At 68.5% G+C, this 21,578-nt stretch carries 20 protein-coding genes and 2 pseudogenes; 9 read left to right on the top strand and 13 right to left on the bottom strand.

Annotation, left to right across the window (positions count from 1 at the left end; all coding sequences use genetic code 11):
- Positions 1 to 8 precede the first annotated feature (8 nt).
- Both EV667_RS17860 and EV667_RS17855 read left to right on the top strand, forming a co-directional pair.
- A pseudogene (locus EV667_RS17860) lies at positions 9 to 792 on the top strand (SDR family oxidoreductase).
- An 8-nt stretch (positions 793 to 800) separates the two neighbouring features.
- Positions 801 to 1,508: a ribonuclease activity regulator RraA gene (locus EV667_RS17855; protein ID WP_131836688.1), complete on the top strand. Its 708-nt coding sequence runs from the start codon at positions 801 to 803 to the stop codon at positions 1,506 to 1,508.
- 54 nt (positions 1,509 to 1,562) lie between these two features.
- Here the strand turns inward: EV667_RS17855 and lhgO are convergent, their stop codons facing one another.
- The 6 genes and pseudogenes from lhgO to EV667_RS17835 form a co-directional block, all read right to left on the bottom strand.
- Complete coding sequence (lhgO, locus tag EV667_RS17850; protein WP_165901652.1) at positions 1,563 to 2,759, bottom strand: L-2-hydroxyglutarate oxidase; 1,197 nt, start codon at positions 2,757 to 2,759, stop codon at positions 1,563 to 1,565.
- Positions 2,756 to 2,929: a hypothetical protein gene (locus tag EV667_RS22625; protein WP_165901629.1), complete on the bottom strand. Its 174-nt coding sequence runs from the start codon at positions 2,927 to 2,929 to the stop codon at positions 2,756 to 2,758. Before EV667_RS22625 ends, lhgO begins: the two co-directional genes overlap by 4 nt.
- A 133-nt stretch (positions 2,930 to 3,062) precedes the next feature.
- A pseudogene (locus tag EV667_RS23260) lies at positions 3,063 to 3,248 on the bottom strand (tripartite tricarboxylate transporter substrate binding protein); the annotation flags it as partial.
- Between the two features lie 372 nt (positions 3,249 to 3,620).
- The gene (locus EV667_RS17845; protein ID WP_131836686.1) at positions 3,621 to 4,985 is read right to left on the bottom strand and encodes an ammonium transporter; all 1,365 of its coding nucleotides are present in this window, start codon (positions 4,983 to 4,985) and stop codon (positions 3,621 to 3,623) included.
- A 47-nt stretch (positions 4,986 to 5,032) separates the two neighbouring features.
- A complete protein-coding gene (locus EV667_RS17840) occupies positions 5,033 to 5,371 on the bottom strand; it encodes a P-II family nitrogen regulator (RefSeq protein WP_131836685.1) in 339 nt (112 codons plus the stop codon).
- Between the two features lie 296 nt (positions 5,372 to 5,667).
- Positions 5,668 to 6,570, bottom strand: coding sequence for an acyl-CoA thioesterase (locus tag EV667_RS17835; protein ID WP_131836684.1), 903 nt, complete (start codon positions 6,568 to 6,570; stop codon positions 5,668 to 5,670).
- A 138-nt stretch (positions 6,571 to 6,708) separates the two neighbouring features.
- Between EV667_RS17835 and EV667_RS17830 the strand changes: the two genes are divergently transcribed.
- Positions 6,709 to 7,977 (top strand): ubiquinone biosynthesis hydroxylase, encoded by a 1,269-nt coding sequence (locus EV667_RS17830; protein ID WP_131836683.1) that lies wholly within the window; start codon positions 6,709 to 6,711, stop codon positions 7,975 to 7,977.
- Between the two features lie 3 nt (positions 7,978 to 7,980).
- Here EV667_RS17830 and EV667_RS17825 read toward each other — a convergent pair whose 3' ends face one another.
- The gene (locus EV667_RS17825; protein WP_245516234.1) at positions 7,981 to 8,208 is read right to left on the bottom strand and encodes a Trm112 family protein; all 228 of its coding nucleotides are present in this window, start codon (positions 8,206 to 8,208) and stop codon (positions 7,981 to 7,983) included.
- A gap of 123 nt (positions 8,209 to 8,331) precedes the next feature.
- On the opposite strand from EV667_RS17825, the gene EV667_RS17820 reads away from it, so the two are divergent.
- Entirely contained in the window at positions 8,332 to 9,006 is a 675-nt protein-coding gene (locus tag EV667_RS17820; protein WP_131836682.1) for a GntR family transcriptional regulator, read from the top strand.
- Between the two features lie 65 nt (positions 9,007 to 9,071).
- Here the strand turns inward: EV667_RS17820 and EV667_RS17815 are convergent, their stop codons facing one another.
- A complete protein-coding gene (locus tag EV667_RS17815; RefSeq protein ID WP_131836681.1) occupies positions 9,072 to 9,875 on the bottom strand; it encodes a gamma-glutamyl-gamma-aminobutyrate hydrolase family protein in 804 nt (267 codons plus the stop codon).
- A gap of 239 nt (positions 9,876 to 10,114) precedes the next feature.
- Here EV667_RS17815 and EV667_RS17810 point away from each other — a divergent pair, with 239 nt between their 5' ends.
- The 5 genes from EV667_RS17810 to EV667_RS17790 all read left to right on the top strand — a co-directional run bounded on the left by EV667_RS17810 (position 10,115) and on the right by EV667_RS17790 (position 15,047).
- Positions 10,115 to 11,530, top strand: a complete 1,416-nt coding sequence (locus tag EV667_RS17810; protein WP_131836680.1) for an MBOAT family O-acyltransferase — start codon at positions 10,115 to 10,117, stop codon at positions 11,528 to 11,530.
- A gap of 13 nt (positions 11,531 to 11,543) precedes the next feature.
- A complete protein-coding gene (locus EV667_RS17805) occupies positions 11,544 to 12,677 on the top strand; it encodes an alginate O-acetyltransferase AlgX-related protein (RefSeq protein WP_131836679.1) in 1,134 nt (377 codons plus the stop codon).
- Positions 12,678 to 12,757: 80 nt separating this feature from the next.
- On the top strand, positions 12,758 to 13,291 hold the full coding sequence (locus EV667_RS17800) for a prolyl-tRNA synthetase associated domain-containing protein (RefSeq protein WP_131836678.1): 534 nt from the start codon (positions 12,758 to 12,760) through the stop codon (positions 13,289 to 13,291).
- A 74-nt stretch (positions 13,292 to 13,365) separates the two neighbouring features.
- Positions 13,366 to 14,292 carry a thioredoxin gene (gene trxA, locus EV667_RS17795; RefSeq protein WP_131836677.1) on the top strand — a complete coding sequence of 309 codons (927 nt, stop codon included), beginning with the start codon at positions 13,366 to 13,368 and terminating at the stop codon, positions 14,290 to 14,292.
- A 77-nt stretch (positions 14,293 to 14,369) separates the two neighbouring features.
- On the top strand, positions 14,370 to 15,047 hold the full coding sequence (locus EV667_RS17790; protein ID WP_131836676.1) for an LON peptidase substrate-binding domain-containing protein: 678 nt from the start codon (positions 14,370 to 14,372) through the stop codon (positions 15,045 to 15,047).
- A 94-nt stretch (positions 15,048 to 15,141) separates the two neighbouring features.
- On the opposite strand, the gene EV667_RS17785 is transcribed toward EV667_RS17790, so the two are convergent.
- The 5 genes from EV667_RS17785 to EV667_RS17765 form a co-directional block, all read right to left on the bottom strand.
- On the bottom strand, positions 15,142 to 18,327 hold the full coding sequence (locus tag EV667_RS17785) for an efflux RND transporter permease subunit (RefSeq protein ID WP_131836675.1): 3,186 nt from the start codon (positions 18,325 to 18,327) through the stop codon (positions 15,142 to 15,144).
- The gene (locus tag EV667_RS17780; RefSeq protein ID WP_131836674.1) at positions 18,327 to 19,589 is read right to left on the bottom strand and encodes an efflux RND transporter periplasmic adaptor subunit; all 1,263 of its coding nucleotides are present in this window, start codon (positions 19,587 to 19,589) and stop codon (positions 18,327 to 18,329) included. The genes EV667_RS17785 and EV667_RS17780 overlap by 1 nt, the downstream gene beginning before the upstream one ends.
- The gene (locus tag EV667_RS17775; RefSeq protein ID WP_131836673.1) at positions 19,586 to 20,296 is read right to left on the bottom strand and encodes a TetR/AcrR family transcriptional regulator; all 711 of its coding nucleotides are present in this window, start codon (positions 20,294 to 20,296) and stop codon (positions 19,586 to 19,588) included. The genes EV667_RS17780 and EV667_RS17775 overlap by 4 nt, the downstream gene beginning before the upstream one ends.
- 134 nt (positions 20,297 to 20,430) lie before the next feature.
- The gene (locus tag EV667_RS17770; RefSeq protein WP_131836672.1) at positions 20,431 to 20,943 is read right to left on the bottom strand and encodes an RNA pyrophosphohydrolase; all 513 of its coding nucleotides are present in this window, start codon (positions 20,941 to 20,943) and stop codon (positions 20,431 to 20,433) included.
- Positions 20,944 to 21,033: 90 nt separating this feature from the next.
- The gene (locus EV667_RS17765) at positions 21,034 to 21,462 is read right to left on the bottom strand and encodes a hypothetical protein (protein ID WP_245516232.1); all 429 of its coding nucleotides are present in this window, start codon (positions 21,460 to 21,462) and stop codon (positions 21,034 to 21,036) included.
- Positions 21,463 to 21,578 lie beyond the last annotated feature (116 nt).

Here is a 21,578-nt window from a genome sequence, read left to right as displayed (position 1 = left end):
AGGACAACGTGGAACTCGGACTGAACGGAAAAACCGCCCTGGTCTTTGGCGCCGGTGGCGGGCTGGGTGGTGCGATCGCGCGCACTGGCAGTTGAGGGCGCGCGCGTTGCCGTTGCCGACATTGATACGGAGGCCGCCGCCCGGACCGCCGGCGACATCGCCGGAAGCGGCGGCACCGCACGGGCCATCGGCTGGAACATTGCCGACCTGGCTGCGGCGCCCGGCCATCTCGCGCGCCTGACCTCCGAGTTCGGCCCGGTCGATATCCTCGTCAACAATACCGGCGGCCCGCCGCCGACCCCCGCCAGCGGGCAGGCGCCCGAGGTCTGGTCGCGCTATTTCGACGAGATGGTGCGCTCGGTCATCGGTGTCACCGACCTTGTGCTGCCGGCGATGCGCGAACGTGGATGGGGCCGGGTGATCACCTCCACCTCGTCGGGCGTGGTCGCCCCCATCGCCAATCTCGGCATATCCAACGCGCTCCGGCTGGCACTGGTGGGCTGGTCCAAGACCCTGGCGCGCGAGGTCGGCCGCGACGGCGTGACCGCCAATATCGTACTGCCGGGCCGCATCGCCACCGGCCGCATCACCTTTCTGGACGAGCAGAAGGCCAAGCGCGAGGGCCGGCCGGTGGCTGACATCGTCACTGAGAGCACCGGCTCCATCCCACTCGGGCGCTATGGCGACCCCCGCGAATATGGCGACACGGTCGCGTTCCTCGCCAGCGAACGCGCCTCCTACATCACCGGCTCCGTCATCCGTGTCGACGGCGGCCTCATCCCGAACATCTGAGGAATGACATGAGCCTTGATCCGGAACTTGTCCGCACCCTCCAGAACGTCTCCACCGCGACGCTGACCACGATCCTGCTGAAGAAGGGTCTGCGGAACGTCTGGCTGCGTGGCACCAAGCCGGTGCGGCCGGGCCAGCCCCGGCTGGTCGGCAAGGCCTTCACGCTGCGCTTCGTGCCGGCACGCGAGGACCTTGCGACCCCCGAAAGCTGGTCGAAGCCGATCTCCACCCGTGGCGCCATCGAGGCCATGCCGGAAGGCGTCATCGTCGTCGCGGACGCCATGGGCGTGCTCGATGCCGGCATCTTCGGCGACATCTTGTGCGCGCGCATGGTCAAGCGCGGCGTCACGGCGCTGATCACCGATGGCGTCATGCGCGATATCGAGGGCGTTCTGTCCACCGGCCTGCCGATCTGGTGTGAAGGCACGGCGGCGCCTCCCTCCGTCGCGGGCCTGACCTTCGTCGGCTGGAACGAGCCCATCGCCTGCGGCGGCGTGGCCGTCTTCCCCGACGACATCATCGTGGTGGACCAGGACGGTGCCGTGGTGATTCCGGCCGCCTATCTCGACATCATCCTGGCCGAGGCGCCGGAGCAGGAGCGGATGGAGGCCTGGATCATGACGGAGGTCGGCCGTGGCGTCGCGCTGCCCGGCCTCTACCCGATGAATGCCGAGACCCGCGCCCGCTACGACGCCTTCAAGGCCGGCCAGTCCTGAACGTCGCCTCCCTTGCCCTCACAGCCGGCGCGGCGCTCAGGCGCGGCGCCGGCTTTAAGCTGCGGTGAGCTCGTCGACGATCATCCGCGCGATCGGCATGGCCGAGGTCGCGGCCGGCGACGGCGCGTTGCACACATGCAGCATGCGGGGCGAAGAGAGGAACAGGAAATCCTGGACCAGGGTCCCGTCCTGCAGGATCGCCTGCGCGCGGATGCCGGCGCCCGGGCTGCCGAGGTCGTCAAGCGTCAGGCTCGGGCAGTATTTACGGCATTGCTCGAGATAGAGGCGGCGGAACAGCGAGTTGCGGAACTCGTCCACGCCCGAGCGCAGATTGCGGCGCGCCATTCGCCAGAAGCCGGGAAAAGCGAGCATCGAGGCCACGTCGGCAAGCCGCACGCTGCCCTTGCCATAGCCCTCGCGGGAAAAACCCAGCACCGCGTTCGGGCCGACCGTCAGTCGCCCGTCGATCATCCGCGTCAGGTGGATACCGAGGAAGGGCAGATCCGGGTCCGGCACCGGGTAGATGAGATGGCCCACGAGGCCCGCCTTGCTCGCCGGCAGCGTGTAATATTCACCACGGAACGGCACCACCAGATGGGTTGCCTCCAAGCCGGCCAGACGGGCGATGCGGTCGGACTGCAGGCCGGCGCAGGCGACCAGCCGCTCTGCCCGCAGCGTGTTACCGCTGTCGGTTCGCACCATGACGCCGGACGTCTCCTCGACGATGCCGGTGGCGCGGGTGCCGAGCCGCAGCGTGGCGCCGAGGCCCTTCAGGCGCTCGCTCATGGCAAGGCAGATTCGCCGATAGTCGACGATGCCGGTGGCCGGAACCCGCAACGCGCCCAGCCCGCTGACATGGGGCTCGATCTCGCCGAGCCGAGCCGCCGAGACCGGCTCGACCACGATCTCATTGCGATGGGCGCGCTCTTCCAGCGCCGCCAGGCGTTCCATTTCCAGCTCGCTGGTGGCGACGATGAGCTTGCCGCAGGTCTCGAAAGGGATGCCGTTCTCGCGGCAGAACTGTTTGGTGGCGACGGCCCCCTCGCGGCACAAACCCGCCTTCAGCGAGCCGGGCTGATAATAGATGCCGGCGTGGATGACCCCGCTATTATGGCCGGTCTGGTGCTGGCCGAAGCCGTCTTCCTTCTCGAGCAGCACGAGCCGGGCCCCGGGATCGCGCGACAGGATGTCGAGCGCGGTGGCGAGGCCGACAATCCCGCCACCGATGATGCAGTATTGATAGTCCATCACGGCGCTTTCCTGTTGAGCGGCATGGCCTCGGCGGCGTCGGCGGGAATCTTGCGGATTTTGGCCAGTCTCAGGATCGGCGGCAACAGAATGACGATCGCCGTGCCGATAAACAGCACCAGCGCGATCGGGTGCTCCACGAACACGCTCAGATCGCCCTGCGACTGAATCATGGTCGCCGGATGTTCCGCTCCAGCATAGGGCCGAGCACAAGGCCAGGCATAAGCGGAACGGGCGGGTAGGCGCACCGGCCTTGATCTGCGGCAGCACTTCCGAAGGGTTGAAATAGGCGATGTCGACGTGGCCTCCGAGAATGGCCGCCATGACCTCGCCGTCGCCGTCGAACGGGACCGGGACGTTCTGAACGCCGAATGCGTTTGAGGTCATCTTCGCCAGCAGCGCCGCATCGGAGACGATGCCGACCGTGCCGCCGGTCAGGCACTTGGCGCGCTTGAGATCGTCCAGCGTCTTGTACTCGGAGGTGGCGGGCACGACCAGCACATAGGGCGACTGGGCAATGGTCGCCGGGGAACAAAACTCTTGATGAGATTGCTTCAAACAAAAGCAAACTATTGCCGCGCGCCGGCCGCCGAGGCCGTCCCGCCATGCGTCCCGACATCCAGCCACCTAACCGACGATACCGCGAGCGCCGACTCAAGGCCCCGGCGCCTGCGCCCTCTTCTTGAACCAAAAGAAAAGGCCCCGGGGGAGCCGGGGCCTTCAGGCAGCGGGAGGCTGCGAAACGGGGGCGACTGCGCGAGCAGGCCCTGGGAGAAAGGCGCCACGGACCCGCCGCGCGCCATTCCTGGGAGAGCTCGGCGCGCGGGCTCGCCGCGCGCCGTCGATCCGAGCGCTATGCCCCGATCAGCTGTGGTAAGCGCGCTCGCCATGCTCGACGATGTCGAGACCCTCGCGCTCCTTCTCCACCGACGGACGCAGGCCGACGATGACGTTGACGAGGTAGAAGATGATCGCCGAGCCAATGCCGCACCACACGAAGGTGAGCAGCACCGCCTGGGTCTGGATCCAGACCTGAGCGCCCATCTCGTAGCCGCTGATGCCGGGACCGCCGAGGGCGGGGGCAACGACGATGCCGGTGCCGATGGCGCCGACGATGCCGCCCACGCCGTGGACGCCGAACACATCAAGGCTGTCGTCATAGCCCAGCGCGTTCTTGATGGTGGTGCAGAAGAAGAAGCAGATGATCGAGGCGACGAAGCCGAGGACGATCGCGCCGAGCGGGCCCGACAGGCCGGCGGCCGGGGTGATCGCCACGAGGCCGGCGACCATGCCGGAGATCGCGCCGAGCATGGAGGGCTTGCCCTTGGCCAGCCACTCGATGAGCGTCCAGCCCACGATCGCGCCGGCGGTGGCGACGAAGGTGTTGATGACGGCGAGCGTGGTGCCGGCATTGGCTTCGAGGTTGGAGCCGGCATTGAAGCCGAACCAGCCCACCCACAGGACGCTGGCGCCGATCATGGCGAAGGGCAGCGAGTGGGGAGGCATCAGTTCCTTGCCGTAGCCCGTGCGCTTGCCGACGATGATCGCGCCGACGAGACCGGCGAGGCCGGCATTGATGTGCACCACCGTGCCGCCGGCGAAGTCGAGCGCGCCGTGCAGGAACAGCAGACCTTCCGAGAACCACACCATATGCGCCATCGGGTAGTACACGAACGTCACCCAGAGGATGCTGAACAGCACGATCGCCGAGAACTTCATGCGCTCGGCGAAGGCGCCGACGATGAGGGCCGGGGTGATGGCCGAGAAGGTCATCTGGAACACGATGAAGATGTATTCCGGAATCTTCACATTGGCCGAGAAGGTGTCGGCCAGGCTCTCGGTGGTAACGCCGGCGAGGAAGGCCTTCTCGAACCCGCCGATGAAGGCGTTGCCGGAGGTGAAGGAGAGCGAGTAGCCGTAGAACACCCAGAGCAGCATCATCACCGCGGCGACGACCAGAACCTGCATCAGCACGGAGAGCATGTTCTTGGCGCGCACGAGGCCGCCATAGAACAGCGCCAGGCCGGGCACGGTCATGAACAGCACGAGGATGGAGGAAACCATCATCCAGGTGACGTCGCCCTTGTCCACGGTGGCGACGGCGGCAACCGCCTCGGCCGTGGCTTCCGCGCCGGTGGCCGGGTTGTCCTGGGCGAAAGCGGCGGCCGCGAACAGCGCCGTCGTCGCCAGCGCAGGCAGGCCCGCGCGTATCCAATTCTTGATCGTCATGGGTTCAGTGCTCCGTCGCAATCGGAAAATATCGGGATCAGTGGCGCTCAGAGCGCGTCGGCGTCGGTCTCGCCGGTGCGGATGCGCACGGCCTGGTCGATCGCGTAGACGAAGATCTTGCCGTCGCCGATCTGGCCGGTCTTGGCCGAGGTGGTAATGGCGTCGATGACCTTGGCCACCTGATCGGAAGGCACGGCGACCTCGATCTTGAGCTTCGGCAGAAAGCTCACCGCGTATTCTGCGCCGCGGTAGATCTCGGTGTGGCCTTTCTGCCGGCCATATCCCTTGACCTCCGTGACGGTCAGTCCGTGCACACCAATGCCAGTGAGCGCATCCCGGACTTCCTCAAGCTTGAAAGGCTTGATGATAGCCATGACGATCTTCATGGTTCGTGTCCCCGCTTGGCCCCGAACCGCTGGCGGGGTTCTGGGCGTTTCATGTCGGACTCGGCCAGGTTGATTCTTCAACCTTTCCGGTCAAGCCGGGAACACAGAATCAATTCGCGTGCCAACCGTTATGAATCAATGCTTTTGGCACGAATGGCCGCGCCGCATGCGGCCTATCGGGGCGCACGCTGGCGCTGCGTTGCGCCTGTGCGACACGGCCCGCTTGCTCAATTCTTGGTCGGCCAAATGACCCATCCTGAGTCACCGCCCCACAATCGCCATACGCAGATTACTTTTTAGGCAGATGCCTGCGCGGTAGGCGTTGCAGGCGGCGTCGCCAAAGGCCGCACCGGGCGGATCAGCCCTTCCTGCGCCACCGAGGCCACCAGCCGGCCGGCGCGGTCATAGATCAGGCCCCGCGCAAGGCCCCGGGCCCCGGCGGCGCTGGGGCTGTCCTGCGCGTAGAGCAGCCAGTCATCGGCGCGGAACGGCCGGTGCAGCCACAGCGCGTGGTCAAGGCTGGCGACCTGCAGGCTCTCGCCGAGCACGCTGGTGCCGTGCAGCGCCGTCGTCGCCTCCAGCAGCGTCATGTCGCTGGCATAGGCGAGCACGGCGCGGTGCAGGTCCGCCTCGTCCGGCAGCGCCCCATTGGCGCGGAACCACACCGCCCGGCGCGGCGCGGCGACCGTCTCGCCGAGGCCGATCGGCCTGAGCTCGATCGGGCGCGGCCGCTTCCAGTAGTTCAACACCGGCGCCGGCAGCCCGGCGAGCACGTCGGCGGGCAGGTCGCCGATGCCCGGCACCTGCTCGGGTGGGGGCACCACCATGTCGAGGTCGAGCTGGTGCTCCAGCCCCGGCTCCTCGCGATGGAACGACACCGACATGATGAAGATCGGCCGCCCATGCTGGATCGCCACCGCCCGCCTTGTGGCGAAGCTGCGTCCGTCGCGCACCCGCTCGACATCGTAGATGATCGGTATGTTCGGGTCGCCGGCGAGCAGGAAATAGGCGTGCATGGAATGGGCGCCCGCCCCTTCCACCGTGCGCTGCGCCGCCACCAGCGCCTGCGCCAGCACCTGCCCGCCGAAGACGCGCGTGCGGAACGGCCACGATTCCGGCGGGTTGTCGCCCCGGAAAAGGTTGTCCTCCAGCCGTTCAAGATCGAGCAGGGCGACGAGTTCGGCGGCGCTGTTGGTCATGGGCGGGCGGCTCCTCATCGGGTCGGGGCGTCGGGGAAGGGGCGGGCGTCACCCGCGCGCATTGTCCGGGGTGCCTAGCTAAGGCATAGGTGGGAGCGCGCACAATGCGCGGATGGCCGGGAGCGGAGGCGGCACGCCATGCAGCAGCAACCCATGCAACAGGGCCAGCGATATGATGCGGTGATGGCGGGCGGCGGGCTCGCCGGGCTTTCCCTCGCCTTGGCGCTGCGGCAGGGTCTGGGGGAGAGCGCGCGCCTCGCCGTCGCTGATCCCGCCTTTGCCGCCCCCGTCTCCTCCCCGCCGGCCAGTACGGATCTGCGCGCCTCCGCCATCGCCGCCGGCGCCCGCCGCCTGTTCGAGGCGCTCGGTGTGTGGGAGAGGGTGGAAGCCGAGGCCCAGCCGATCCTCGCCATGGAGATCACCGATTCCAAGCTGGGCGATGCCGCCCGCCCGGTGTTCCTGTCATTCGACGGCGAGGTGGAGCCGGGCGAGCCCTTCGCCCACATGGTCCCCAATGCGGTGCTGCAGGACGCGATGACCGAACTCGCCCGCACGCGCGGGATTGATCTGCTGCCGACGCGCATCGCCGGCTTCACCTCCGGCCCGGCCCGTACCGCGCTGCGCTTCGCCAACGCTCTGGCCCACGGCGCCGAGGCCTCCGCCTCCCTGCTCGCCGCCTGCGATGGCGGCCGCTCGAAGCTGCGGGCGCTGGCCGGCATCGGCGTCACCGGCTGGCCCTACGAGCAGTCGGCCATCGTCATGACGGTCGGGCATGAGCGTGCCCATGGCGGCAAGGCGATCGAGCATTTCCTGCCGGCCGGGCCCTTCGCCATGCTGCCGCTCACCGGCAACCGCTGCTCTATCGTCTGGACCGAGGAGAGCGGGGTCGCCGCGCGCCTGCTCGCTTTGCCCCGCGTGCTGCTGCAGGACGAACTGGAACAGCGCTTCGGGCTTGGGCTGGGCGACATCACGATTCTCGACGCGCCAAAGGCGTTCCCGCTCGGCTTCCAGATGGCGCGGTCCTTTGTCGGCGAGCGCCTCGCGCTGGTCGGCGATGCCGCCCACACCATCCACCCCATCGCCGGACAAGGCATCAATATGGGCCTGCGCGATGTCGCGGCGCTGGCCGAGGCCGTCACCGACGCCGCCCGGCTCGGCCTCGATATCGGCGGGCCGGACGTGCTGGAGCGCTACCAGCGCTGGCGCCGCTTCGACACGCTGGCCATGGGCGCCGCGACGGACGGGCTCAACCGGCTGTTCGGCATGCGCTCCGACGCGGTGCGGCTGGTGCGCGATGTCGGCCTCGGCCTCGTCGAGCGAATGCCGGCGCTGAAGGGCTTCTTCATCCGCGACGCCGCCGGCATCAGCGGGAAGTCCCCGCGCCTGCTGCGCGGCGAGGCGCTCTGAGGCTCAGCGCGCAACCTCTTCCTCGGTCAGCGTGCGCGCCTCGTCGGCGAGCAGGATGGGGATGCCGTCGCGAATCGGGTAGGCCAGACGCGCGGCGCGCGACACCAGCTCATGCGCCGCCCGGTCATAGTCGAGCGGCCCCTTGGTGACGGGGCAGACCAGCAGTTCGAGCAACTTCGGGTCGATTTCATAGCCCGAGCGCGCGGCGGGAAATTCGGGGGTGGTGGCCATGGGCAGGGTTCTCTCGATCTACGCGAACGGCGGAAACGTATTCCGGCTATATAGCGCAGCAAGCTGACATTCTCACGTCGCCGCCTCACCTCGCCGCCTCTCACCCGCCAGCCGCACGGACCGATGGACTCTCCCGCGCTCGATCTCGCCCAGGAACCGCGCCTCGATGGCGAGACCTTGCAGCAATGGGTGTTTCGCCGGCTGCGGCGCTCCGTCATGGCCGGCCGCTTCCCGCCCGGCAAGGCGGTGACGATCCGCGGGCTGGCCGATGCGCTCGGCGTCTCCTCTATGCCGGTGCGCGAGGCGCTGCGCCGGCTTGTGGCCGAGCGGGCGCTGGTGCTGCTCGACAACCGCCGCGTCCGCGTGCCGGAAATGACCGCCCGCCGCTTCGAGGAACTGATGACGGCGCGCACTTTGCTGGAATGCGAGGCCGCCGCCCGCGCCCTCGCCGGCGCCGATGCCGCCTTCATCGCCCGGCTCGATGCGCTCAACGGCGATTCCGATGCGGCGGTGGCGGCCGGCGACACCGAGGCGATGATCGAGACCAATCTCGCCTTCCATGGCGCACTCTATGGCGGGCGGGCGGACAATGTGCTGCTGCCGCTCATCGAGTCGGTGTGGCTGCAGATCGGCCCGTTCATGCGCATGGCGCTGGCCGATTTGGAGACCCATTACCCCGTCGACCGTCATGCGCAGGCGCTGGCGGCGCTGCGGGCGCGCGACGAGGCGGCGCTGCGCCGGGCCATCGAGGCCGACATCCGCGACGGCATCGGCCATCTTCTAGCGCAACTGGGATAGGCATCGCAGGCGTGCCGTCACGCCCGGCCTTGGCCCGGCCATGACCGCGTTCGCGAGAAGGTCGCTCAGCCCGCCGCCTTCAGCCGCGCCCCGCCGCGCCGGCGCTCGGCCGAAAGGCGCGCCGCCGTGCCGAAGGCGGTGAAGACGCCGCTGGAGAGCCTGTCCTGCCAGAAGCGCCATTCCGGGTGCCACTGGATCGCCAGGTTGAAGCCCGGCGCGTCCGGCACGCGAAAGGCCTCGATCGTGCCATCCTCGGCCTGCGCTTCCACCACCACGCCCGGCGCGAGATCTGCCACGCCCTGCCCGTGCAGCGAGTTCACCCGCCAGTTCGTCGCCCCGGCGAGGCTGGCCAGCACCCCGTCGGGGGCGAGGCTCACCTCATGCACGGGAGCATACTGGCCCGCGATGTCGAGGCTCGAATCCTCGCGATGATCGAAGCGGCCGGGCTGGGCATAGAGCTTCTGGAACAGCGTGCCGCCGAGCGCGACATTCATTTCCTGGAACCCCCGGCACACGCCGAACAGCGGCACGCCGCGCTCCAGCGCCGCCCGGATCAGCGGCAGCGAGATGTCGTCGCGGTGGGGGTCGGCCGGCAGCGGCGGGTCGTGCGGGGCGTCGCCATAATGCTGCGGCCCGACATTGGACGGGCTGCCGGGCAGGAACAGCGCGTCGACCAGATCGAGAATCTCGTCGATCACCACCCGTTCCGGCGCCATGTCGGCATCCACCGCCGAAATCGTGCCCGGAATGAGCACGGGCATGGCCTGCGCGCCGCGCGCCACCGCATAGATGTATTTTTCCGTGACGCCATGGACGACGTGCCCGTCCCTGGCCTTCACATCGCTGATCACTCCGATGACCGGACGCATGCTGTCTCCTGCGCTCTGCCCGCCAGATGTGGCGCGTGCCCCCGTCGGCTGTCAACGGCATGGCCGTGGAGGGCCGCCTTGCAGCGGGCGCGTAGGCCGGTGCAGGCCCCCGCCGCGCGCCGCCGGCCTTGCGCCCGATCGCCGCTGCCTCCGGGACACCCCATCGCCAGGCGTTTCCGAGGATGATTCTTCGTGTATGAAGGGCCACCCCTCCGCCCGCAGGCTGCCGCCGGAAGCTCATGGTTTTTTCGTCCGTCACCTTCCTCTTCTATTTCCTGCCGGCGTTCCTGATCTGCTACTTCGCGACACCGGGGCTGCGGGCGCGCAACCTCGTGCTGCTGGCCTTCTCGCTGGTCTTCTATGCCTGGGGCGGGCTGGCCAATGTGGCGGTGCTGGCGGTTTCCATCCTTGCCAACTACCTCTTCGCGTTGATGATCGACGCGCGCGTCGGCCGCTGGCGGCTGAGCATGTTGGGGCTGGCTGTCGCGCTGAACCTCGCCGGCCTCATCGCCTTCAAATATGCCGGCTTCCTCGCCGAGAACATTAATCTGCTGCTGCCGGCCGGCGCCCAGCTGCCGGTGGTGCACCTGCCGCTGCCGCTCGGCATCTCCTTCTTCACCTTCCATGCCATCTCCTATCTCGTCGATATCTATCGCGGGAAGGCACGGGCCAATGGCCGGTTCGAGGAGATCGCGGTCTACATCACCATGTTCCCGCAGCTCGTCGCCGGCCCTATCGTGCGCTACTCGACCATCGCGCACCGCATCCGGGCGCGGCGCACGACGCTGGGGCGCGTGTCGGCCGGGCTGCGCATCTTCGTCATCGGCCTGTCCTGGAAGGTGCTGATCGCCGACGAGGTGGCGCCGCTGGTGAGCGTGGTGTTCGACAACACCACCGCCCCGAGCCTGGGCGAGGCGTGGATCGGGGTCAGCGCCTATGCGCTGCAGATCTATTTCGACTTCGGCGGCTATTCCAACATGGCGATCGGCCTGGCGCTGGCCATGGGGCTGAAATTCCCCCGCAACTTCAACCTGCCCTATGGCGCGCTGTCGATCACCGATTTCTGGCGCCGGTGGCATATGAGCCTGTCGAGCTGGTTCCGCGACTACGTTTACATCCCGCTCGGCGGCAACCGGCGCGGCCATGTCTATACGGCGCTCAATCTCTGGACCGTGTTCCTGCTCTGTGGCCTTTGGCACGGGGCGAGCTGGACCTTCGTCATCTGGGGCGTGCATCACGGCACCTTCCTGGTGCTGGAGCGCACGCGCCTCGGGGCCGCGCTGCGCGCCGCGCCGCGTCTGGTGAACCGCGTCTATGTGCTGGGGGTGGTGCTCACCGGCTGGGTCTGGTTCCGCGCCGAAAGCCTGCCGCAGGCCCTCGACCTGTTCGCCGGCCTTGCCGGCCTCAACGGGGCGGGCCCGCTCTCGGTCAATCTCCTGGCCGATCTGGAGCCGGTGACGATCATCATCATGGTGCTGGCCTGGCCTCTCGCCATGTTCGGCCTGCCGCAGCCGCGCCCGAAGCGGCTCTCGGAGCGCGCGCGCCGCATGCTGTTCGGCATCACCGACACGGTGCTGATGGCGCTGCTGTTCGTGCTGTGCATCCTGTCGGTGGGAGCGGCGACCTATTCGCCCTTCCTGTATTTCCGGTTCTGAGGAGAGCGAGACGATGGCGCTGCTCATGGCTTTCCGTCGCTGGTGGGCGTTCGTCTTCGTCGCCCTCCTCTCCTTGCCGGCCCTCGGCCTGCTCGTGCCAAACATGCCGGGGCCGATCCGCACCGTGCTGGCGCCGGACGCGCGCTGGTGGGAGCACGCCTCCGAGCGGCTCGACCCCTACATCAACAACGCCTTCGGCTTCCGCGGCCCCGTGCTGGCCGCGCATCGCCGCTATCTGCGCTTCATCGGCTCGGCGCCGGGCACCCGCGTGCTGGACGGCAAGGATGGCAGCCTGTTCCTGCGCGACGACAACGCACTGGAGCAGTCGATCGGCCAACTGGTCCGCCCGCAGGCAGTGGAAAGGCTCGCCCAGCTCGCCCGCGAACTGAAGGACAGGATGGCTGCCATCGGCGGCACCTTCGTCCTCACCCTGGCGCCCAATGCCCACACCGCCCGCTTCGACATGCTGCCCGACTATATCCGCGAGCAGCGGCACCAGCCGAGCGAGTACGATCTCGTCGCCGCGCGGATGAAGCGGGACGGCATCGCCTTTGTCGATCTGCGCCGCTTCCTCGCCGAGGCCGCGACGCAGGGGCCGATCTATTATCGCTACGACACCCATTGGAACGCGCGCGCGGCGCTCGCGGCGTTCAACGCGGTCATGGCCGCCGCCGGGCAACCCGCGCTCGCCATCCCGGATTCGGAGGCCTTCGGCGCCCCCCGGATACGGAAGGGCGGCGACCTGCTCACCGTCGCCGGCATTCCCGGCCGCGAACCGCCCGATCTCGAATATGTCTGGAAGCCGCCTCTGGCGGGCCCGCACGAGACCACGCCGCTCACCGGCATCGTCACCGCGCCGCCGCCGGAAAAGGACGATTACGGCTTCCATGCCTTCTCAACCGGCCATCCCGGCCCGCGCATCATGGTGGTGGGCGATTCCTTCACCCAGGGCTTCTGGTACAACCCGCTGGTCTACCGCGCCTCGGCGGCCGTCTGGATCCATCACGCCGCCTGCGAGTTCGATCAGGGCATCATCGACCGCTTCAAGCCGGACATATTGATCTACGCCCCGACCGAGCGGTTCCTCACCTGCAAGAACTGGAGCCGCACCAAGCTGCCGGCGGCGGCCCCGCCGGAGGGCGGGTGAGGCACCCCCGCTCCCACCCTTGCCTCCTCTCGCCGCCTAGCTCTAAAACGCCGCAGCATTCCAACGGCCGGATGACCGCCATGCCCCTCTCCCGCGACGACCTTCTCGCCCGGCTCGCCGAACTTGGCATCGCCACGCGCACGGTCGAGCATCCCCCGCTGTTCACGGTGGAGGATTCGCAGGCGCTACGCGGCGACATTCCCGGCGGCCACACCAAGAACCTGTTCCTGAAGGACAAGAAGGGCAGCCTCTTCCTCGTCGTGGTCGAGGAAGAAACCCGGGTCGACCTCAAGAGCCTGCATGGGCCGCTCGGCGCGGCCAGCAAGCTCTCCTTCGGCAGCGCCGAGCTGCTGGAGGAGGTGCTGGGCGTGAAGCCCGGTGCCGTCACCGCCTTCGGCCCAGTCAACGATGTCGAAGGACGCGTCACCGTGGTGCTCGACGAAGAGTTGATGGCGCACGAGGCCATCAACTGCCATCCGCTGGAAAACACCGCCACCACCACGATCGCCAGCACCGACCTCGTCCGCTTCCTGCGTGCCACCGGCCACGAACCGCTGGTGCTCGCCGTGCCCCGGCGCAGCGCGGCGGAGGAACCCGCCACCGCCGGGAGCTGAGCGCCCCCCGTTGCATTCGCGGCGCGGCAGACCATTTTAGACGCCAAGTACGAGCCCTATTGCGAGGACGCCCCATGTTGCTGAACCAGCCTTCCTCCTCCGCCGCCAAGGGCGATGCGCCGGCCGGCGACGATGTGGTGATGGACGTCACCACCAAGAGCTTCATGAAGGACGTGGTCGAGGAATCCCGCACCCGCCCGGTGTTGGTCGATTTCTGGGCGCCCTGGTGCGGCCCCTGCCGCCAGCTGACCCCCATCATCGAAAAAGTGGTGCGCGCCGCCAAGGGCAAGGTCCGCCTCGCCAAGATGAACACCGACGAGCACCCCGCCGTCGCCCAGCAGCTCGGCATCCAGTCGCTGCCCACTGTCTATGCCTTCGTCAACGGCCAGCCGGTCGACGGCTTCATGGGCGCGCAGCCGGAAGCGCAGATCAAGGCGCTGGTCGACAAGCTGGTCGCGGATTCGGGCGGTGGCAATGACATCGCCGACATTCTCGCCAGCGGCGAGGCGGCCCTTGCCGAGGGCGATCTTGTCGGCGCGGCGGAAATCTTCGCCGCCGTGCTGGGCGAGGAGCCGGCCAATCTCGCCGCCATTGCCGGCCTTGCCCGCACCGAGCTGACCGCCGGCAATCTCGAACAGGCCAAGGCCACCCTCGCACTGGCCCCCGAGGCCGGTGCCAGCGACAGCGCCATCGCCGCCGTCCGCGCCGCCATCGAGCTGGAAGAGGCCGCGAGCGCGCTGGGCGACGTCAAGGAACTGGAAGCGAAGGTCGCCGCCAACCCGCTCGACCACCAGGCCCGCTTCGATCTTGCCGTGGCGCTGAGCGCCCGTGGCAAGCGCGAGGAGGCGATGGACCATCTGCTTTCCATCGTCCGCAAGGACCGCGCATGGAACGATGACGGCGCGCGCAAGCAGTTGGTTCAGTTCTTCGAGGCCTGGGGGCCGACCGACGAGCACACCCTCGCCGGTCGCCGCCGCCTGTCCTCGCTTCTCTTCGCCTGACGCCGGCGGGGGTGTCCCCCGCGACCGCCGAGAAACGGCGCCGGGAAACGGCGCCGAAAAATCGCGCAAGGAATGCAATGGCGATCAACAAGCCCTATACCGAACCGTCCGAGCTGGCGCCCATCATCCCGCTCTTCCCGCTGGAGGGGGCGCTGCTGCTGCCGCGCTGCCAGCTGCCGCTCAACGTGTTCGAGCCGCGCTATGTCGCGATGATCGACGCCGCACTGGCCGGCAACCGGCTGATCGGCATCATCCAGACCGCCCCCGAGCAGCCGGACCTGGCCGTGCCCGGCGCGCCCGAGATCGTCGCCGTCGGCTGCGTCGGCCGTATCACCGAAATCGCCGAGAGCGGCGACGGGCGCTATCTGCTCAACATCAGCGGCATTGCGCGCTTCAAGGTGATGGCCGAGGTCGATTCCGGCACGCCGTTCCGGCAGGCCAAGGTCGATTACGCGCCGTTCCTCGCCGACTTCACTCCCAATGCCGGCGCCGACGCGGTGGATCGCGGCACGCTTCTGCGCACGCTGGCCGATTATCTCGACGCCAACCGGCTGGAAGCGGACTGGAAGAGCATCAAGGACGCGCCCAACGAAGCGCTGGTCAATGCGCTGGCCATGATGGCGCCCTTCGGCCCGCGCGAGAAGCAGGCGCTGCTGGAAGCACCCAGCCTCGCCTCGCGCGCCGAAATGCTCATCGCCGTCACCCAGATGACCATGGCCCGCACCGGCGGCGAGGGCGACGGCACGCTGCAGTAGCGCGGGCGTATGATTATCCGCCCTCCCCCAGCGTCGGGGAGAGGTGGCCCTTGCAGTGGGTCGGTGAGGGGGCGGGACGATCCCGCCCCTTTTTCTATTCCGCCGCCATCGGCGGGCGCGGCGTGGAGTGCGGGCCGGCATCGACGGCATGCAGGCCGGCGCGGATCACGGGAGCGTCCACATGCTCGTCCGGCTCGTCGCGCTCACCGATGAAGCGGCCGAAGATCCGACCCATAAGCCGGCCGAGATCGTCCATCAGGGTGAACACCGCCGGCACGAACACCAGCGACAGCACGGTGGAGGCGATGAGCCCGCCGATGACGGCGATGGCCATGGGCGAGCGGAAATCACCGCCCTCGCCTAGCCCGATCGCCGAGGGCATCATGCCTGCCACCATGGCAATGGTGGTCATGATGATCGGCTGCGCGCGCTTTCGACCGGCCTCGATCAGCGCGGTGGTGCGGTCGACGCCCGCATGCACCGCCTCGATGGCGAAATCGACCAGCAGGATGGTGTTCTTGGTCACGATGCCCATCAGCATCAGGAAGCCGATCACGACAGGCAGGGTCAAGGCGTTGTGGGTGACGAGCAGCGCGATGAAGGCGCCGCCCACCGACAGCGGCAGGGCGATCAGGATGGTGATCGGCTGCAACACATTGGCGAACAGCAGCACCAGCACCGCCAGCACCATCAACACGCCCGCCCCCATGGCGGTGGCGAAGCCGCCGAACACTTCGGCCATGATCTCGGCATCGCCGGTCTCCGTCAGCACCACATTGGCCGGCAGGTTCTTGGCCGACGGCAGGGCATAGACCTCCGCCAGCGCCTCGCCGAGCTGGGTATCGCCGGCCAGGTCGGCCTCGATGGCGACCCGGCGGGCGCGGTCATAGCGGTCGAGGCTGGAAGGGCCGGTGCCGAAGTCGATGTCCGCCACCGAGAGCAGCGGCACCGAATCGCCGGCGGCGGTACGCACCTTCAGCGTCTCGAAGGTGGAAAGGTCGCCGCGCGCGGCCTCGTCCAGCTGCACCCGGATCGGGATCTGGCGGTCGCCGGCGGAGAACTTGGCCAGATTCTGCGACACGTCGCCCAGCGTGGCGATACGTACCGTCTGGGCGATGTCGGCGACCGAGACGCCAAGCTCCGCGGCTTCCGCCAGCTTGGGCACGACGCGCAGTTCCGGCCGCTCCAGCGCCGCCGTGGTCTGCACGTTGGAAAGCCCCTTCACCTTTTCGCGGATCTCCCGCTCCAGTTCCAGCGCCTTGGCCTCCACCAGCGCGCCGTCCGAACCGGAGAGAATGACGGTGAATTCGCGCCCGCCGGGGCCGGCCCCGCCGGAAGCGCCGAAATTGAAGCGCAGGTCGGGAAGCTGGGCGATCTCCTCGCGCAGGCGCATCTCGAACTGCTTTTGCGTCGCCACGCGTTCGCCGCGCGGCACCAGATTGACAATGATCGTGGCCTTGCGCACCTCGCCGCTGCTGGTGGCCGCCCCGCCCGCCGTGCCGGAGCCGGCGGTGGCGAACACGCTGGCCACCTCGGGCTGCGCCTTCAGCTTGGCGGCGATCTCGTCGACCACGCGCTGCGTCGATTCCAGCGTCGCTCCCGGCGGCAGTTCCAGCGCCAGCACCGAGCGCGACACATCGGAATTGGGAATAAAGCCGGAAGGCAGCAGGGTGGAGAGCCACATCGAGCCGATGAACAGAAGGATACCCGCCGCCACGGTCAGGAAGCGGTAGCGGATCGAGCGGTGCAGCAGCCCGATATAAGCGCGCATCAGCGCCCCGTCCGGCTTTTCGCGATGGCCATGGTCGCGCATGAAATAGGCGGCCAGCATCGGGGTGAGCAGGCGCGCCACCAGCAGCGAGAACAGCACCGCCACCGCCACGGTGATGCCGAACTGCCGGAAATACTGGCCGGCAATGCCGCCCATGAAGCTGACCGGCAGGAACACGGCGACGATGGTCAGCGTGGTCGCCACCACGGCGAGCCCAATCTCGTCGGCAGCCTCGATGGCGGCGCGATAGGCCGATTTGCCCATCCGCATATGGCGCACGATGTTCTCGATCTCGACGATGGCGTCGTCGACCAGAATGCCGGTGACGAGCGTCACGGCGAGAAGGCTCACGCCGTTCAGCGAGAAGCCGAGCATGTCCATCACCCAGAAGGTGGGCAGGATGGACAGCGGGATCGCTGTCGCGGTGATGATGGTGGCGCGCCAGTCGCGCAGGAACAGCATCACCACGATCACCGCCAGCACCGCGCCCTCGATCAGCGTGTGCATGGCGGAGGTGTAGTCGGCCTGCGTGTACTTCACCGTCGAATCGATCAGCGTGATGGAAACGTCGGGATGGCGCCTCTCCAGATCCCGCAGCGCTTCGTCGGTGCTCTCGGCCACCACCACGTCGGAAAAGCCCTTGGCGCGGTAGACGCCGAAGGCCACCACCGGCATGCCGTCGAGCCGGGCGAAGATGCGCGGCTCGGCCGCCCCGTCCGTGACCGTGCCAAGATCGGCAAGCCGCACATGGCGCCCGCCCGGCAGGGCGATGCGGGTCTCGGCAAGACCGGCCACCGTGGTGGCGCCGCCGAGCGTGCGGACGGACTGCTCCTGCGTGCCTATTTCACCGCGCCCGCCGGCGAGGTCGACATTGGTAGCGGCGAGTTGCCGGTTCACATCCGCCGCCGTCACGCCGAGCGCCGCCAGCTTGTCGGGGACGAGCGAGATGCGGATCTCGCGCTCCACGCCGCCCTCACGCCTCACCTGCGCGACGCCGCGCACGCCCTGCAGCGCACGCACCAGCGTGTCGTCGACGAACCAGGACAGTTCCTCCGGCGTCATTGCCGGGGCGGAGGCGGCATAGGTGACGATCGCCATGCCCTCGACATCGACGCGCTGGACCAGCGGCTCCTCGATATCCTGCGGAAGATCGGTGCGGACCTTCGTCACCGCATCGCGCACATCGTTCACGGCGCGGTCGACCTGCGTCTCCAGCTGGAACTCGACCACGGTGAGGGAGGCCCCCTCGGTGATGGTGGAGGAGATGTGCCTCACTCCCTGCACGCCCGCGATCGAGGTCTCGACGATCTTCGTCACCTGCGCTTCGAGCTCGCTCGGCGCCGCCCCCGGCTGGGTGATGGCGACAGAGACGATCGGCACGTCGATGTTCGGCATGCGGGTGATCGGCAACTGGTCGAAGGTGTAGAGGCCGATCGCGGTCAGCACCACGAACAGCACGATGGAGGGCACCGGCTTGCGGATCGCCCAGGCAGAGATATTGAGCGCCATCAGACGCCTCCCTTGTCCGGGTCGGCGGCCAGCGGCACCGGCGTCACCCGGTCGCCATCGCGCAGGAAGCCGCCGGCGCGGGCGACAACGCTCTCGCCCTCGCGCACCCCCTCGGTGATCTCGACCACGCCATCGCCCTGCAGCCCGATTTTCACCGGGCGGCGGCGCACCGTGTCACCCTCGACGACGAGCACGAAAATGCCCTCGGAGGCGAACTGCACCGCCGATTGCGGCAGCGCCACGCCCTGGTGGCGGGCGATTTCGATGACGCCCCTGCCATAGGCGCCCGGGCGCAAACGCGGGTCTTCCGGCAGCGCCACCGCGACGCGGGCAAGGCGCGTCGTCGGGTCGACCTTGGCGCCGACAAGGCGCACCGTGCCGTCCAGCGGCGTGTCGAAGCCGGCCGGCGTCACCGCCACGCTGAGGCCCGGCGTCACCCGCGCCAGCGCCGATTCCGGCACTTCGGCGTCAAGGTCGATGGCGCCGTTCTTGACGATGCGGAACAGCGGCTCGCTATTGGCCGAGAGCACGATGGCGCCGACGCGGGCGGAGCGGGCCGAGACGATGCCGGCCTGAGGGGCCTTGATCTCGGTGCGGGCGAGCCGCACCTGGATCTCGTCGCGCGTGGCCTTGATCTGGGCCGCATCGGCCTGCGCGGCCGTCACCATTTCTTCCGCCGCCGTCACTTGCGCGGTGGAAACCTTCACCGCGCGCTCGCGCTGGTCCAGCACCTCCTGCGAGGTGGCGCCGGTCTTGATCAGGGTGCGGGCACGCTCGACGGCGGCGTCCGCCTCGGTCAGCTGCGCCAGCATCTGCACCAGTTGCGCTTTCTGCTGGGCGATGGAGGCCTGCGCCTTGGCGGCGTTGGCGGTGTTCTGGGCGAGCAGCGTCTCCAGCATGTCGCGCGAGAGGCGCGCCATCACCTGCCCCTGCTCCACCCGGTCGCCCTCTTCCACGAGAATGTCGGTGATCTGGTAGCCGTCGATCTGCGGCCCGACCATGATTTCCTCGCGCGCCACCAGCGTGCCGGTGACGGGCAGGCGCTCCACCACCTCGCGCGTGGTCGCCGGCACCACGGAAATGGTGATGCCCTTGACCTCGTTGGGGGCCGGGGCGGCAATTTCGGCCTGCGCCGGCTCGCCAAGGCTCAGCCCGGCGGCGATCCGGTCGCGGAAGGCATAGCCGGCAAGGCCCACGACCACGGCGGTCATGGTAAGGGCGAGCGCGATGCGCCCGCGCAGGGATGGCGGCTTCACGGTCATGATGTGCGGTCCGGTGAAAGGGTCGGCGTCGTGGCGGGCGCCAGCATGCGGCCGATCAGGCCGGCCAGCGCCGGCATCATCTGGGCGAGGGAAAGGTCGGGCTCGAAGCTCTGGCGCAGCACCAGCCCGTCGCCGATGGCGTTGATCATCACCATCACGACGTCGGGATCGAGAGAGGGGTCGATCTCGCCCCGCGCCTGCGCCGCGACGAGGTGGACGCGGATCGCCGCGTTCATTTCGTCCTCGACCGCGTCGAAGGTCGGCTTCAGCGCCGGATTACGCGCCGCCTCGGCATAGATTTCCGGCCCGAGCGCCAGCGTCACCATGGGCGTCTCGCCGGAGAAAAGCGCCTGTCCCATGCGGGCCAGCCCCTCGACGAAGCCAGGCGCGCTGTCCAGCAGCTCAAGGCAGCTCATCCGCACCGCCCGCTCCTCGTCGACAATGGCGACGATGATCGATTCCTTGGACGGGAAATAGCGGTAGAGCGCGCCCGGGCTCATCCCGGCCTCGGTGCAGATCTGCTGCATGGACGTGCCGTGGAAGCCGGCGCGGGTGAAGCAGGCAATCGCCGCGTCCAGCACCCGCCGGCGCGGGTCGCGGCGCAGCTTTTCCGGCGGCGCGGCGGCCGGTGCCACGCCGGAATGCGGCGTCGCGGCAGGCTTCACACCAGGATCGGCCAGAGGGAGGCGGGGGGCGTGGGTGTTCATGCACCTTCAATTGCTGGAGCGAACGTTCGTTCGCATCTAGACACACGTTAAAACCGAGTCAAGAACGAACGTTCGTTCGCATTGTTGATCGGCACCAGGATACGGAAACATGATGCATTCCGGCGGCTCCGCGCCTATTTCGCTGGCGCCACCACCGGCTGGAACTCGCGCGCCACCCGTTCATAGACCGGGCGCTTGAACGGGACGATCAGCTCCGGCGTGCGCTCCAGCCGCTCCCAGCGCCAGGCGACGAATTCCGGTTTGTGATGCCCGCCACCCGGGCGATCAACGTCGATCTCGTCATCCGGGCCGGTGAAGCGCAGGGCGATCCATTTCTGCGTCTGCCCGCGAAAGCGCCCCTTCCAGGCCTGCCGCGCCAGTGGCTCCGGCAGGTCATAGGCGAACCAGTCATCGGCGATCGCGAGCGGCTCGACCGAGGAGACGTTGGTCTCCTCATAGAGCTCGCGCAACGCCGCCTCTTCCGGGCTCTCGCCGTCGTCGATGCCGCCTTGCGGCATCTGCCAGGAATGCTGCGCGTCCACCTGCTCGGGACCGCCCCGGCGCTCGCCGAGAAAGACGAGCCCGTCGCGGTTGACGAGCACCACCCCGACGCAGGGGCGATAGGGAAGCTGGTCGAAAGGGATCATGAAGCCACCGCAGGACCTTGGAACGCACGCGTCGGCGGGATCATAGGCGAGGAGACGGGTCGCGCGTAGAGTGCGCGCGCAGCCGCGTGGTCACGGGGTTAACGCGGTCTCACTCCCGGGGCCCGCGAAAGGCCCGGCCGTGGCCGTGTCGAGCGGCCGAGGGCCCGCCATCACTTGGCTGCGTCCGGTCGCGCCGTCGAACACGGTAATGCTGGTGCCGTCATACCCGCCGAGAGGGGGCCGCAGCGTCGGCATGTCGGCAGCGACGCCCATGGTCGGGAAGCCACCCGCGTCCAGCGCGAAGGGCGCGCTGTGCGGTTCGGCCGGCTCGCCGGCCTGGAACACATAGGCGGCCACCGCCACGCTGACCGCCGACAGGGCGGCGAGGCCGAACACCCCGACCGCCGCATAGTGCCGCGCGCGATCGCGTCCGGCGTCGCGGCCCGGCAGGCTTTCGCCGGTCAGCTTCGGGTCGGACGGACGAGAGGAGAGCATGCGGAGATGAGGCGCGCTGTTCATGGCTTCTTTGTCGCCGCCGACCAAGGCGGGATCGGGGCAAAATCGGGCGTTCGCCGCGGCAGTGCAAAAAAGCGAAAGGCCCGCCTTCTATGAAGACGGGCCTCGCTGTATCGGTG

Source organism: Ancylobacter aquaticus (genome assembly GCF_004339465.1).
Classification (GTDB): Bacteria; Pseudomonadota; Alphaproteobacteria; order Rhizobiales; family Xanthobacteraceae; genus Ancylobacter; species Ancylobacter aquaticus.
The sequence above is the reverse complement of the archived record's forward strand: the minus strand, read 5'-3'. Positions and strand labels throughout refer to the sequence as shown.

Coding starts and splice junctions, on each gene's coding strand:
- EV667_RS17855 (WP_131836688.1), top strand. CDS start 801: ATGAGCCTTGATCCGGAACTTGTCCGCACCCTCCAGAACGTCTCCACC.
- EV667_RS22625 (WP_165901629.1), bottom strand. CDS start 2,929: ATGATTCAGTCGCAGGGCGATCTGAGCGTGTTCGTGGAGCACCCGATC.
- EV667_RS17845 (WP_131836686.1), bottom strand. CDS start 4,985: ATGACGATCAAGAATTGGATACGCGCGGGCCTGCCTGCGCTGGCGACG.
- EV667_RS17840 (WP_131836685.1), bottom strand. CDS start 5,371: ATGAAGATCGTCATGGCTATCATCAAGCCTTTCAAGCTTGAGGAAGTC.
- EV667_RS17835 (WP_131836684.1), bottom strand. CDS start 6,570: ATGACCAACAGCGCCGCCGAACTCGTCGCCCTGCTCGATCTTGAACGG.
- EV667_RS17830 (WP_131836683.1), top strand. CDS start 6,709: ATGCAGCAGCAACCCATGCAACAGGGCCAGCGATATGATGCGGTGATG.
- EV667_RS17825 (WP_245516234.1), bottom strand. CDS start 8,208: ATGGCCACCACCCCCGAATTTCCCGCCGCGCGCTCGGGCTATGAAATC.
- EV667_RS17820 (WP_131836682.1), top strand. CDS start 8,332: ATGGACTCTCCCGCGCTCGATCTCGCCCAGGAACCGCGCCTCGATGGC.
- EV667_RS17815 (WP_131836681.1), bottom strand. CDS start 9,875: ATGCGTCCGGTCATCGGAGTGATCAGCGATGTGAAGGCCAGGGACGGG.
- EV667_RS17810 (WP_131836680.1), top strand. CDS start 10,115: ATGGTTTTTTCGTCCGTCACCTTCCTCTTCTATTTCCTGCCGGCGTTC.
- EV667_RS17805 (WP_131836679.1), top strand. CDS start 11,544: ATGGCGCTGCTCATGGCTTTCCGTCGCTGGTGGGCGTTCGTCTTCGTC.
- EV667_RS17800 (WP_131836678.1), top strand. CDS start 12,758: ATGCCCCTCTCCCGCGACGACCTTCTCGCCCGGCTCGCCGAACTTGGC.
- trxA (WP_131836677.1), top strand. CDS start 13,366: ATGTTGCTGAACCAGCCTTCCTCCTCCGCCGCCAAGGGCGATGCGCCG.
- EV667_RS17790 (WP_131836676.1), top strand. CDS start 14,370: ATGGCGATCAACAAGCCCTATACCGAACCGTCCGAGCTGGCGCCCATC.
- EV667_RS17785 (WP_131836675.1), bottom strand. CDS start 18,327: ATGGCGCTCAATATCTCTGCCTGGGCGATCCGCAAGCCGGTGCCCTCC.
- EV667_RS17780 (WP_131836674.1), bottom strand. CDS start 19,589: ATGACCGTGAAGCCGCCATCCCTGCGCGGGCGCATCGCGCTCGCCCTT.
- EV667_RS17775 (WP_131836673.1), bottom strand. CDS start 20,296: ATGAACACCCACGCCCCCCGCCTCCCTCTGGCCGATCCTGGTGTGAAG.
- EV667_RS17770 (WP_131836672.1), bottom strand. CDS start 20,943: ATGATCCCTTTCGACCAGCTTCCCTATCGCCCCTGCGTCGGGGTGGTG.
- EV667_RS17765 (WP_245516232.1), bottom strand. CDS start 21,462: ATGAACAGCGCGCCTCATCTCCGCATGCTCTCCTCTCGTCCGTCCGAC.